The organism is Candidatus Blochmannia sp. SNP (assembly GCF_036549215.1).
GTDB lineage: Bacteria > Pseudomonadota > Gammaproteobacteria > Enterobacterales > Enterobacteriaceae > Blochmanniella.
In genome coordinates, this window is record NZ_CP144371.1 from 734,648 (window position 1) to 748,826 (window position 14,179).

Genomic DNA, 14,179 nt, shown 5'->3' on the forward strand with positions numbered 1-14,179 from the left:
AAACAAAACTTTTATTCAATAAAAATACATTATGTCTTATATTGTTGCGCTAACCGGAGGTATTTGTTCTGGGAAAAGTGTTATTGCTAAAAAATTTTCTGATTTATCAAAAAAAGTATCTGTAGTAGATTCCGATTTGATTTCTAGAAAAGTAACACAACCTGGAAGCATTGCTTTACATATGGTAGCTAAACATTTTGGATCAGATATATTATTTTCCAATGGTTCATTAAATCGATCCATGTTAAAAAAAATCATTTTTTTTAATCTTAAAGATAAAGAATGGCTTGAAAAATTGTTACATCCGATAATCAGAAAAGAAACTCAAAAAACTATAAATCTATTATTTAATAGATCATATTATATATTATGGGTAATTCCATTGTTAATAGAAAATAATTTACAAAAATTTGCAGATCGTATATTAGTAGTAGATGTTCGCACCGATATTCAATTGAATCGGATTATTAACAGAGACAAAATTAGCCAACGATATGCTAAAAATATTCTATTATCACAAGTATCTCGTCAACATAGACTCGACTTTGCCGATGATATTATTAACAACAACAAAAATCTGAATGACATCGACACAGACATTTCCATTTTACATAAATATTATATGAATGTAAAAAAAAATAATCACTAAAACTACTGTTTTTATTAAGAAAAATTTCAAAATTATGTCATATTCATCGTATGAAATACATATTTCATCATCATAATAACAAATTATGTATTCATTATTTTTGTAATCAAATCATTATAATTATTTTCATATTTGCACTTTACACACACAATACAACCCATTATTAAAATTACAAATAGCTAATCTCAGATTAGTTAACATTGTGGCGCGATAATAAAGATTATGAATATATAAAAATACTATGTATATGTTGTAAACGTTCTTTATTTATAATGTACAAACATTATTTTTTATTTTAAATAAAAGTATAATTTCATTGTCAATCGCATAATAATTACATTAAAACAATTTCAAATAGTTTATATGTATATTAGTGATTAATGATATTTATATGTAATTTTACCATGACATTCCTTAAATTTCTTATTAGATCCGCAGGGACAAGAATCATTACGTCCTACTACTTTATTTTTAATTAGTGTATTTGCATGTAGAAAATAATCTATAGACAATAATTTACTATTAATTATTTGTGGATTAATAGATTGTATCTCATTACACTTGTTACTTTCTGATAAAATGGATTCTTTTTTATTAAACAATTCCATCATTAGTTTACTAATTTCACTTATTACTTCATATTTCAAATGATCTAGCATTTTAGTAAACATAGCAAATGATTCTCTTTTATATTCTTGTTTAGGATCTTTTTGTGCATACCCTCTTAAATGAATTCCTTGACGTAAATAATCCATTGATGATAAGTGTTCTTTCCATAAGATATCAAATGTTCTTAACATAATTCCTTTTTCAAAAGAACGCACAATATTCACTCCTATTATTTGTCTGGCATGTTCATATTGTTGGGTCATACTATCTAATATACGCTGACGTAATCTTTCTTTTTCTTCATATAATTTGGGATCTAAATCTATCCATCCTGCAAGAGGTAATGTTAAATAAAAATCAGTTTTCAAACATTCTTCTAATTTTATTAAATCATTTTTATCCTCTATGATTTGTAAAGGAATATAAATATTAAATAATTTGTCAATAACATCGCGACGAATATTACTGATAATATCATCAATATCTGACATGTTTAATAATTTATCGCGTTGTTCATAAATAACTCGACGTTGATCGTTGGCTACATCATCATATTCTAATAATTGTTTTCTAATATCAAAATTACGATTTTCTACTTTTTTTTGAGCATGGGCAATAGCTTTAGTGATCCATGGATGTTCTATTGCTTCTCCAGATTTCATACCTAATTTTTTCATCATATTTACTAATCTATCAGAAGCAAAAATTCGTATTAAAGAATCTTCCATTGATAAATAAAATCTAGAGGAACCTATATCTCCTTGTCGTCCGGATCTCCCGCGCAGTTGATTATCAATACGACGAGATTCATGCCGTTCAGTACCAATTACATGTAGCCCTCCAGATTTTAATACTGTATCGTGACGTTTTTTCCAATCAGATCTAATTTTTGAAATTTTACATGTACTCACTGTATTCAATTCAGCAATTTCTGCGCGATAATTTCCTCCTAACATAATATCAGTTCCACGGCCAGCCATATTTGTAGCAATAGTTACTGCACCAGGATACCCCGCTTGAGCTATAATATCCGCTTCTACAGAATGAAATTTAGCATTTAAAACTTTATGAACAACTCCAGCTTGCTTTAAAGCACGAGAAATAATTTCAGATTTATCAATTGATATAGTTCCTACTAAAACTGGCTGATTACGTTTAACACAGTTTTTAACATCACTAACAATAGCATCAATTTTTTCGCGTTCCGTCATATAAATTACATCTGGTAAATCGTTACGAATCATAGGGCGATTAGTCGGTATAATAATAGTATCTAATTTGTAGATAGATTGAAACTCAAATGCTTCGGTATGAGCAGTTCCTGTCATGCCAGATAACTTTTCATATAAACGAAAATAATTTTGAAATGTAATTGAAGCTAATGTTTGATTCTCATTTTGCACTGTTACTCGTTCCTTAGCTTCTATCGCTTGATGTAATCCATCTGACCATCGACGACCAGGCATAACACGTCCTGTATGTTCATCGATAATCAGTATTTCACCATTTTTAACAAGATAATCTACTTCGCATGAAAATAAAATATGTGCACGAAACGCTGCATTAACATGGTGCATCAAGATGATATTATCTGATGAATATAATGATTCGCCTTGATTCATGATTTCAGATTTAATTAACAATTGTTCTATTAATACTAATCCTTGCTCAGTTAATATAACTTGTCTAGATTTTTCATCAACTGTGAAATATTCTTCTTTTTGTAAATCTTTTATATTTTTTGTATTTTTTTGAATTATACTAAAGACTAATTCGTTTATTTTTAAATATAATAAAGAAGTATCATCTGATGGGCCAGAAATGACCAATGGAGTACGAGCTTCATCGATCAAAATAGAATCTACTTCATCTATTAATGCATAATATAATCCTCGTTGTACCCGTTCTTCTGGAACAAAAACCATATTGTCACGCAAATAATCAAAGCCATATTCATTATTTGTTCCATAGGTAATATCTGCTGCATACGCAGCGCGTTTTATAGATGTTGATTGTTCCGGTAAATTGATCCCAACGGTCAATCCTAAAAATTCAAATAATGGTCTATTATTTACTGCATCTCTATGTGCTAAGTAATTATTAACTGTAACGATATGCACTCCTTTACCACTTAACGCATTCAAGTAAGCGGGTAACGTAGCGGTTAGAGTTTTTCCTTCCCCAGTTTTCATTTCCGCGATACAACGATTATTTAAAACTATTCCACCCAATAATTGGGCATCAAAAAGACGTATATTGAATATCCTCTTGATAGCCTCGCGCACTACAGCAAACGTTTGTGGTAATAATTCTTCAAATTTTACACCTGACTTAATAGATGCACGAAACTCATTAGTTTTAGATGCAAGTTGATTATCATTTAATTTTTCTATATCTTTTTCCATACAATTTATAATATCCACCACTTTTTTCATACGATATAGTGCACGCTCATTTCTATTTTTAAAAATTTTAGTAAGTAATTTAAATGGTGTTATCATAATAATTTATATCTCATTACAATGACGGTGAATTATACAAATAACAATGTGACAATATACTCTTATTGACGATATATACTATATGCACATATGTATTTGATTGTTTTAATAACAGTAATTAATTTATATTATTTTACAATCCATTAAAATAAATGTGAATAAATTGAACAAAATATATGTGTAATGCTATAAATAATATTGATTAACATAAATATTTATATAAAAATATTTAAACAGTAAAATCGCATGGATAAGTATATAAGCTTTTATTTACATAAACTTACGCATTAAGTATATGTTTTAAACATATTATATAATGCGATATATGATTAATGGTTGATTAGCATATTTGATATTCTGAATGTAAAACTATTTAAATAAACTTTAAAAATCGTTCAAGTATAGTTATTAATAATTATTAAATTTATTATATACGAATATAAAAATATATTTTATATATGGAAATGTATATATTCACTTGATAGCATAGATGGTTTCTACACATACAAATAAGAAGAAATAAAATATCAAAAAATATTCGTTTATCTCTGATTTTCATAATGATATAAACTTATAAATTAGACATGCTATACTCAGATTTATATATACATATCGTCTATTTTACAAGATAAAAATGTTTATTACAGACAAATTTAAATAATTTTTTAGAGCTTTTAATTTAATAAATTAGAAGTATATAGTATGTAATATAACTACATATGTATTAATAAATGAAATTTTTTAAATAATTAAATAATAATAATGGAATTATCTTAAATAAATTAGATAAATTTACGTGTTAAAATTTATAATGATATTATCATTTTTACATTTAAAAATATGAATGGATATCTAAAATACTAAAGGTAGATCAGATGCCTTAGAAAAAGTAGCGATTTCCCATGACTCTTGGCATGATAAAACAGTTTTTAATAATTTATTATTTAGGGTATGTCCGGATTTGAAAGCAATAAAAGAACCGATAAGATTGTGTCCACACATAAATAGATCACCAATGGCATCAAGCATTTTATGTCGCACAAATTCATCGTCAAAACGTAATCCATCTTCATTAAGCACACGATCATCATCAATTATTATAGCCGAACTGAAGCTTCCTCCTAAAGCAAATCCACGAGATTGTAAATCTTTAATATCACGCATAAAGCCAAAAGTACGCGCTCGACTAATATTATGAACAAAAGATTCTGAAGAAAAATTAAAAAAACAATGCTGCGTATTAACATTAATCGCTGGGTGATCAAAATCAATAGTAAAATCAAGTGTAAACCCATCAAATGGTCTTAGTTCAGCCCATTTATCACCATCCTCAACACGTACGGTTTGTTTTAATCGGATAAATTTTTTAGCGCTATTAAGTTCTTCTATGCCAGCATCTAATAATAAGCATACAAAAGGATTAGCGCTTCCATCCATTATTGGCACTTCAGGGGCATTCAGTTCTATAATAATATTATCAATACCCAATCCTGCTTGAGCAGCACTTAAATGTTCTACAGTAAAAATTTGAGCACCATATTCATTAATCAAACATGTACACAATGCAGTGCTCCCTACTGATTTAATATTAACTTGAAAATCTACAGGAGGATATAAATCAGTACGACGATAAATAATACCAGTATTTGCTGCAGTAGGACGTAAAGTTAATGTAACTTTTTTACCAGTATGTAATCCTACACCAGTAACTTGTACAACGCGCTTTAATGTTCGTTGTTTTATCATGATATTATTTCATACAATTATTATACTATTACTATACCAATAAATTATATAGACATATATTTTCATTTTTGTGATAATTGCTCATTAATATTATCTTTAATTTAGTCTTCTTGTTTTCTTAGAAAAGCGGGAATATCTAAATAATCTGTATCTTTATCAAGGGTTGTACTCTGCTGGTTAACTGTATCAGATGATGTATGTCTAGATTCCTTGAAAAATGTAGATACTCTTTGAGAAGAATGATTATGATAATGATTATCTCGTGTTATTTTTTTTTCTTCTTTAATATTTGATCGGGATCGGGATCGGATAATATCCGAACGCTTATCAATACCAATTCCTGTTGCAACCACAGTAACACGTAATTCATTATTTATATCTGGGTCTAAAGCAGTACCTATTACTACTGTTGCGTTATCAGAAGCGAAAGAACGTATAGTATTACCCACAGTTTCAAATTCATCTAACCGTAGATCTAAACCAGAAGTAATATTTACTAAAACACCGCGAGCTCCAGATAAATCAATATCTTCTAATAAAGGACTAGCAATAGCTAATTCAGATGCTTCTTCTGCTCTATCGTCTCCACATCCTACTCCAGCTCCCATCATAGCGTATCCCATTTCTGACATTACTGTACGTACATCTGCAAAATCTACATTCATTAAGCCTGGTCGAGTGATTAATTCTGCAATACCTTGCACTGCCCCTTTTAATACATCATTGGCAGCACTAAATGCATCTAATAATGATATGCCGCGTCCTAAAACCTTCAATAATTTGTCGTTTGGAATTGTTATTAGTGAATCTACATATCTAGATAATTCAGAAATTCCTTGTTCAGCGAACATCATACGTTTTTTCCCTTCAAAATTAAAAGGTTTAGTAACTACGGCTACAGTTAAAATTCCTAAATCTTTAGCTACTTCGGCTACTATCGGAGCAGCACCTGTTCCAGTTCCTCCGCCCATGCCTGCGGCAATAAAAACCATATCTGCACCTTCTATAGTGGCTTTCAATACATCGCGATCTTCTTCTGCAGAGTTACGACCAATTTCTGGATTAGCGCCTGCCCCTAACCCTTTAGTAATGGAACTACCAATTTGGATGGTTTGGCCTATTGTCATTTTTCTTAAAGCTTGAGCATCAGTATTAACAGCAAAAAAATCCACACCTTCAATATGTTCACGTAACATGTGCTCAACCGCATTACTGCCACCTCCGCCAATACCAACAACTTTAATTACTGCGTCACTAGTTAATTCCATTGGTTCAAACATAGTTTTCTCCATATTACTTCAGTTATTTTGAGATAAATTTTTTAACGGATTTAGCATATTTTAAATTTATAAAAATTTTTAAAATTCTTTTTTTAACCAATTATTCATTTTTTTTATCCAACTTTTAATTGTTATTCCTTTTTCTATATTTATCTCATTATTCAAATGAGATTCTTTTCCATAATGTAATAATCCAATAACAGTAGAGTACTGTGGATTTTTTATATCATCTATTATTCCGCTCGTATTTATAGAAGACGCAATGCGAACTTGTGTATGAAATACTTTTTGCGCACAAGCTGACAATCCATCTATAAGAGATGCTCCACCAGTTAATACAATACCTGCTGCAAGATGATGTTTAATATTAATTTGGCGTAGTTGTGATTGTAATTGCAGTATTTCTTGATTAATTAACATCATTAACTCAATATATCTAGGCTCAATTATTTCCGCTAACATATGACGTTGTAAAACACGAGGGGGTCTACCTCCAACACTTGGAACTTCTATATTTTCTCCTTTACTAATTAGAGATTCTAAAGCACAACCATAACGTATCTTAATTATTTCTGCATCAGACAATGGTGTTCCAAAAGCATAGGCAATATCACTAGTAACTACATTTCCAGCATATGGAATAACTTTAGTATGGCGTAAAGCTCCAGCAGTATATATTGCCACATCCATCGTGCCACCACCAAGATCTACAACACAGACGCCCAATTCACGCTCATCTTCTGTTAACACAGCATAACTAGATGCCAATCCAGAAAATATCAGTTGATCTACCTGTAATCCACATCGTTCTACTGCTTTGACAATATTTTTAGCCATATCATTATGGCAAGTAATCAAATGGACTTTAGCTTGCATTCTAACCCCAGATAATCCAACTGGATTTTTTATCCCTTCTTGATAATCAATAGCATAATTCTGTGGAATAACGTGCAATATTCGATGCTCATCACGTATTTTAACTGATTTAGCTATATGTACTACATTATCCACATCTGATTGCGTTACCTCTTCTTCTGAAATAGGTACCATACCTATTTCATTTTTACAGCTAATATGTTTTCCAGATAAAGAAAGATAAACAGATGAAATTTGACAACCTGCCATTAATTCTGCTTGATTAATTGAATATTGTACACATTTTATTACTGATTCCAAATTATTTACTCCTCCTTTATCCATGCCACGCGATGAACAATATCCTAATCCAATAATATTTATTATTCCATCAGGCAAAACTTCACCTACCATCGTAGCAACTTTAGCTGTGCCAATTTCTAATCCTACTAGTAATTTTTTATCTGAAGTTTTGATCATGTTTGTATTTGCCTTTATTTATTTTTTCTTTATTTATTATAAAGTACAGGAGTAATCGAGCTAGAAATCCATCTTACAGCAAATCCTGATCGGTAACGTAAATCTATATAATCAATATATTTATTATTTTCGTTAATTTCTTGAAGAAGAATAGGATAAATTTTAATGAAATAATATAATCGTTCGATTATATTATTTCTACCTAATTTTAGATGAATATTATCTTGTAAAATCAATTGCCATGAATAACGTGTATCCATTTTTATGGATTTTATTTGAAATTTATTAGACTTTAATATTTCATTAAATATGTGGTAATTAGTTAGTACAGTTTTTTCGCTGCCTTTTGGCCCATATAAATACGGAATTTTTGTGTCATTATTTTTATATTTTTTAGGTATACTAAAAATAGTACCTGTTATACTGATGTTTTGTAAATTATTCCAATAAGCTAATGGAATATGCTCTACTATGTGAATCTTTAATGTATCTGGCCATTGTTTCCTTATACTCACTTGCTGAATCCATGGTAAACATTCAATTTTTTTTTGAATAATATTAATATCCTGCGTGATAAATGTGCCTAATACACCTAATTTTATTATTATCTGATTAATATCTGTGTTAGTAGTATAATAACGATTCCCAGTCACTATCATACAAGACACAGGACAACAACAAGAATTATAAATCCATGTTTTTACATAATAAAAAATCCAAACAACACCAATTATAGCGATAAATAATAATATCCAATCTAATAATGGATGATGAAATTTATAATATCTATTTGGACTTAGTTTTAAACTATATTTAACTTTTGTGCTTTTACGTGCGTTCAACACTGTTCGAAGTGTTTTAGTAATTTATTTCTTTTCATAATTTTATTGCCATAAAATTCATTATTATTCTATGCATACTTATATTTTTTACTTTATACTGTTTGTCATGATAGTTTTATATATATATATCATTATTTTTTAATAATTAATTTACGCACAATTTCACTTATTGTACCTGCTCCTTGAATTAAGAGCAAATCGTTATTTTTTAAGAACTGAGCTAGTATATCTGATAACATCTGTGTATTTGATATAAATATTGGATTGATTTTACCATATTTACGAATTGTATGACACAGAGATTGACTGTCTGCTCCTAAAATAGGAGTTTCGCCAGCAGAATAAACATCTAATATTAAAAGAATATCTACATTAGAAAGTACATTAACAAAATCATCATATAATTCTTTTATACGTGTGTACCTGTGAGGTTGAAATACCATAATTAATCGTCTATTAGGCCATCCGATTCGAGCTGTTACAATAGTAGCATATAGTTCAGCAGGATGGTGTCCATAATCATCAATTAATATAAATTCTCCTGTTTGACTATTTATTGTATTTAAAGAATAATGACCTAAATTTTCAAAACGTCGTTGTGTTCCTTGGAAATATAACATAGTTTTAAGAATATGTTCATCACTAATTCCTTCTTCAGTTGCTACTGCAATAGCAGCCGTAGCGTTAAGTGCATTATGACAACCAGGGGCATTTAAAGTTACTTTTAGTTTTGATTTATTTGGACGCAATACAGTAAAACTACTTTTTTCTATATTTTGATGATAATCAAAAACATGTAAATCAGCATTTTTATTAAAACCATAAGTAATAATTTTTCTATTAATCTTAGGTAAGATCTCACAAATTATGGGATCATCAATACACACCACAGCATGTCCATAAAATGGTAGATTATGTAAAAAACTAATAAATGCTTTTTTAAGACATTCAAGATTTCCTTGATATGCATTTATATGATCAGTATCAATATTAGTAATCACCTCTACTATGGGATGTAAATGTAAAAATGAACCATCACTTTCGTCTGCTTCTACGATTAAATAACGACCATATCCAAGACGAGCATGCACACCTTCGGATTTTACTAGACCGCCGTTTATAAAAGTTGGATTTAACCCTGACTCAGTATAAATATTAGCTATCATTGCTGTAGTAGTAGTTTTCCCATGTGTTCCAGAAACAGCTATCCCATATCTAAACCTCATGAGTTCAGATAACATTTCTGTGCGTGTAATAACAGGAATCCGAGCTTGTTTAGCAGCTAAAATTTCTGGATTATTTGGGGTAATGGCGCCAGATATGACGACAACATTAGCATTATTTATATTACTATATTTATGGCCGAAATAAATTTTTACCCCTATTTCAAGTAAATGACGTGTTATATTATTGTGTACAATATCAGAACCAGTAACATCATAACCTTCATACATTAATACTTCTGCAATGCCACACATACCAGTTCCACCTATGCCAACAAAATGTATTTTTTTGACATAACTCATCATTAACATAATATCTCTTGATTTAAATAACGGTATATTAAGCAGATTCATGCAATATATTTCAAAATTTTACATATATAAAAAATTTAAATTATTAGTATATTTATTTTTTTAGATATTCAATTATTATTTGAGAAACTTGTTGAGTTGCATTAGGTATGGCCACATTTCTAGCACGTTGAGCCATACTGCATAATGTTTTTCTATCCCAAGATTCTAACACTGTACTAACATAATCACTTGTAAAGTTTTGTTGTTCAATAATTTTTGCTGCTCCTACTTGTACTAAAGGCATAGCATTCCAATATTGTTGACGATCTTTATGATGTATAAAAGGTACAAATATTGCCGGCAATCCTACGATCGATACTTCGCTGACTGTTAATGCGCCAGCACGAGAAATTAATATATCTGCCCAAGAATATGCTTGAGCTATATCATCAATAAACTTTACAATTTTATGATAATTTTGTTTTATTTTTTGATAAGCCCATTTTACTTTTTTAAAATCTTGTTCTCCAACTTGATGCCATATGATCAGTTTATTAGATAATTTTTCTGCCATGTTTGGAATAATTTTATTTAATATATGAGCCCCTTGACTTCCTCCAATAACTAAAACACGAATAGGACCAACACGGCCTTCCCATCGTTTAACTGGATTTGGAATAGCTAATATTGTTCGTCGTATTGGGTTTCCTACTATTTTCGCATTAGGAAAGGTATTAGGAAATCCTTGTAATACTTTTGCAGCAAACATCGATAAATACCGATTAGTTAAACCAATAATTCTATTTTGTTCGTGTATGATTAACGGAATACCACATGTCCATGCTGCTAATCCACTAGGTCCAGAGACATATCCACCCATGCCTAAGACTATATCAGGTTTCCAATATTTTATAATTTTTCGTGCTTGATATACTGCTAAACAAATATATAATGGCATTATGCACTTGATGTGCAATTTTTCGCCATGCCACCTTTTAATATGAATAAATTTAATATCAATGCCATATTTAGGAACTAGTTTAGCTTCAATACGATCTGAAGTACCCAACCAAACAACTTGATATCCATTGTCAATTAAGTAATGAGCTACTGACAATCCTGGAAATACATGTCCTCCGCTACCGCCTGCTACTATCAAAATTCTTTTTTTTTGATTCATTTTTTCATGCTCTTCAAAAAAGCTTGATCTTTAGATAAACGTGTTTCAAAATCTATTCTTAACAACAGCATACTTGCTATTACTGTAGCTAAAAAACTAGATCCTCCATAACTAATAAACGGTAATGTTAACCCTTTAGTGGGTAATATCCCGCTAACAGTTCCTATATTAATAAATATTTGTGACCCAAACCAGATACTAATAGAACAAGCCAAAATACCAGAAAATCTATGATTAATGTTCAAAGCGCTATAACCAATAGTCATGGCACGAAACACAATTATAAACAACATAAATAATACTAAAATTGATCCAAAATATCCTAATTCTTCTGCAAGGATAGAAAAAATAAAGTCAGTATGAGCTTCAGGTAGATATTCTAATTTAAGTACAGAATTTCCCAATCCTTCTCCAAAACATTTTCCACGACCAAATGCCATCAATGATTGAGTTAATTGATAGCCATTTCCAAATGGATCTTTCCACGGATCCCAAAAAGTAAGCATACGTTGTATACGATAAGGTTTAATTATAATCGATAATGCAATTAAAAATATGTTAGACACAAAAATCAATGTTAACTGCCATAATTTGGCTCCGAAAAGAAATAATATAGATAAAGTAGTAATAAATAGAATAACAATACTACCAAAATCAGGTTGCACTAATAATAATATAGCTAATAGCATCATAATTACTATGGGTTTAGATATATCCCAAAAATTAGCACATATTTCTTGTGATTTACGTGTCAAATAATTAGCAAGATAACAAATAAAAAATAACTTTGATAATTCTGAAGGTTGAATGCATAGCGAACCTAACATTATCCAACGCGATGCTCCATTAGTAGAATTATTTAATATCAATGCCGCTGTCAACGCTATATAACTATATAATAGCATTCCAAAACTATAATTCTGCCAAATTATTATGGGCATTTTTAAAACAACTACAGATAATAAGAGTGTTATAATATAGTAAATAACTACACGCTTTATGAAATAGCATGGATCATTCATTAATCGTATTCCAATAGGAATCGATCCTGAACTAATGATAATAAAACCAATACAAATTAATCCTAATACAAACCAAAAAAACAAACGATCATATAACGCATCAATATGCGATGATTTATTTTTATGTGATTTCGATAACTGATTAGGAATTTTTTCTTTTAATACTTTCATTATCCAAACTCTCGTGCAAAATAGGCAAACATAAATCCACGTGTTGCAAATGATTTAAATTGATCTAAGCTAGAGCAAGCTGGAGATAACAAAACTATGTCTTTTTCTTTTGTACGACGACTGATGATTCGCATTGCTTGTATCATTGTATTTGTGAGAATAACATTATCAAAACCTAGTTTTGTTAATAATAATCCATCTTTTCCGAAACAATAAAGATGTATTTCATATTGTTTAATTAAATGTTTCAACGCAGAAAAATCAGCTAATTTACTATCGCCTCCTAGCATCAAATGTAGTTTTCCAGATAATCTTAAGTTATTAATCGCTTCTATGGTTGCACTAACATTAGTAGCTTTAGAATCATTAATCCAACTAACTCCATGATTTTTATAAATTAATTGACAACGATGCGTTAATCCAGAAAATTGGCACAATACCTTTAAGGAAATAGAACGAGGAATATTGACAATATCTGATAATGCTAAAGCAGATAACGCGTTTGTATAGTTAATGCGACTATTAATTTTCATTGAGGAACAATTGAACACGTATTCGTTGTACGCGATTATCCAATTATGTCCTTTATAATATTTCAGATGATAGTCTGCAGACTCTACGTTTATACCAAAACTTACACAATAATCACAACCATCATATATAGGCACTGTTAAAGGATCTAAAGCATTCATTACACAAACTGTAGCGTTTTTATAAATCCTTTGTTTAGAAAGATAATATTGTCTTAATCCACCAGGATAACGATCCATGTGATCTTCGCTAATATTTAAAATTATCGCAGCTTTTGCGCGTAAACTATAAGTAGTATCTAATTGAAAACTTGAAATCTCCAATATATACAATTGATATGATTTATTTAATAAACTCAGAACAGGTACACCTATGTTTCCTGCAACACCAACACACCAACCAACGCTCTTAGCTATCCTATAAACTAATTGAGTTACCGTACTTTTTCCGTTAGATCCAGTAATAGCTATTATCGGAGCAGTTACTTCTCGAGCAAATAATTCAATATCACCAATAATCTCTATCCCAGATTTTAACGCTTCAATTAAAATAGGATGATCTAATCGTACTCCTGGACTAACTACGATTAACGTAGCACTTAACAACCACATATCGTTAAATGTACCCAAATAACACTTTACAATATGTGGTAATTGATTTATTCCTGGAGGATGCGTACGAGTATCTATTACTTTTGGTATTACACCGCGAGATAGAAAAAAATTAACGCAAGATAAACCTGTAACTCCTAAACCGATAATCACAACTTGTGATCCTCGATAATTACTCATATCTT

General features: G+C 29.9%; 10 protein-coding genes. 1 reads left to right on the forward strand and 9 read right to left on the reverse strand.

All coding sequences use genetic code 11. The annotated features are described in order from the left end of the window. Positions 1-31 precede the first annotated feature (31 nt). Complete coding sequence (coaE, locus tag VOI34_RS03130) at positions 32-649, forward strand: dephospho-CoA kinase (protein ID WP_331828400.1); 618 nt, start codon at positions 32-34, stop codon at positions 647-649. A 377-nt stretch (positions 650-1,026) separates the two neighbouring features. Here the strand turns inward: coaE and secA are convergent, their stop codons facing one another. From secA to murD, 9 genes are all read right to left on the reverse strand, one after another. Next, a complete protein-coding gene (secA, locus tag VOI34_RS03135; RefSeq protein WP_331828401.1) occupies positions 1,027-3,759 on the reverse strand; it encodes a preprotein translocase subunit SecA in 2,733 nt (910 codons plus the stop codon). Positions 3,760-4,611: 852 nt separating this feature from the next. Beyond that, positions 4,612-5,505 carry a UDP-3-O-acyl-N-acetylglucosamine deacetylase gene (lpxC, locus tag VOI34_RS03140; RefSeq protein ID WP_331828402.1) on the reverse strand — a complete coding sequence of 298 codons (894 nt, stop codon included), beginning with the start codon at positions 5,503-5,505 and terminating at the stop codon, positions 4,612-4,614. Between the two features lie 101 nt (positions 5,506-5,606). Beyond that, positions 5,607-6,785 (reverse strand): cell division protein FtsZ, encoded by a 1,179-nt coding sequence (gene ftsZ, locus VOI34_RS03145; protein WP_331828403.1) that lies wholly within the window; start codon positions 6,783-6,785, stop codon positions 5,607-5,609. A gap of 78 nt (positions 6,786-6,863) precedes the next feature. Then, positions 6,864-8,120: a cell division protein FtsA gene (gene ftsA / locus VOI34_RS03150; protein WP_331828404.1), complete on the reverse strand. Its 1,257-nt coding sequence runs from the start codon at positions 8,118-8,120 to the stop codon at positions 6,864-6,866. A 29-nt stretch (positions 8,121-8,149) separates the two neighbouring features. Next, positions 8,150-8,962 carry a cell division protein FtsQ/DivIB gene (locus VOI34_RS03155; RefSeq protein WP_331828405.1) on the reverse strand — a complete coding sequence of 271 codons (813 nt, stop codon included), beginning with the start codon at positions 8,960-8,962 and terminating at the stop codon, positions 8,150-8,152. A gap of 131 nt (positions 8,963-9,093) precedes the next feature. After that, on the reverse strand, positions 9,094-10,539 hold the full coding sequence (murC, locus tag VOI34_RS03160) for a UDP-N-acetylmuramate--L-alanine ligase (protein WP_331828406.1): 1,446 nt from the start codon (positions 10,537-10,539) through the stop codon (positions 9,094-9,096). 52 nt (positions 10,540-10,591) lie between these two features. Further along, entirely contained in the window at positions 10,592-11,659 is a 1,068-nt protein-coding gene (gene murG / locus VOI34_RS03165) for an undecaprenyldiphospho-muramoylpentapeptide beta-N-acetylglucosaminyltransferase (RefSeq protein ID WP_331828407.1), read from the reverse strand. After that, positions 11,656-12,852 carry a cell division protein FtsW gene (gene ftsW / locus VOI34_RS03170; RefSeq protein WP_331828408.1) on the reverse strand — a complete coding sequence of 399 codons (1,197 nt, stop codon included), beginning with the start codon at positions 12,850-12,852 and terminating at the stop codon, positions 11,656-11,658. The genes murG and ftsW overlap by 4 nt, the downstream gene beginning before the upstream one ends. Further along, positions 12,852-14,174, reverse strand: coding sequence for a UDP-N-acetylmuramoyl-L-alanine--D-glutamate ligase (gene murD, locus VOI34_RS03175; RefSeq protein ID WP_331828409.1), 1,323 nt, complete (start codon positions 14,172-14,174; stop codon positions 12,852-12,854). The genes ftsW and murD overlap by 1 nt, the downstream gene beginning before the upstream one ends. Between the last annotated feature and the right edge of the window lie 5 nt (positions 14,175-14,179).

Bases quoted from the DNA above. Each gene is read 5' to 3' on its own strand.
- murD (WP_331828409.1), bottom strand. From the start codon at position 14,174: ATGAGTAATTATCGAGGATCACAAGTTGTGATTATCGGTTTAGGAGTT.
- murC (WP_331828406.1), bottom strand. From the start codon at position 10,539: ATGAATCTGCTTAATATACCGTTATTTAAATCAAGAGATATTATGTTA.
- ftsW (WP_331828408.1), bottom strand. From the start codon at position 12,852: ATGAAAGTATTAAAAGAAAAAATTCCTAATCAGTTATCGAAATCACAT.
- coaE (WP_331828400.1), top strand. From the start codon at position 32: ATGTCTTATATTGTTGCGCTAACCGGAGGTATTTGTTCTGGGAAAAGT.
- lpxC (WP_331828402.1), bottom strand. From the start codon at position 5,505: ATGATAAAACAACGAACATTAAAGCGCGTTGTACAAGTTACTGGTGTA.
- secA (WP_331828401.1), bottom strand. From the start codon at position 3,759: ATGATAACACCATTTAAATTACTTACTAAAATTTTTAAAAATAGAAAT.
- ftsZ (WP_331828403.1), bottom strand. From the start codon at position 6,785: ATGTTTGAACCAATGGAATTAACTAGTGACGCAGTAATTAAAGTTGTT.
- ftsA (WP_331828404.1), bottom strand. From the start codon at position 8,120: ATGATCAAAACTTCAGATAAAAAATTACTAGTAGGATTAGAAATTGGC.
- murG (WP_331828407.1), bottom strand. From the start codon at position 11,659: ATGAATCAAAAAAAAAGAATTTTGATAGTAGCAGGCGGTAGCGGAGGA.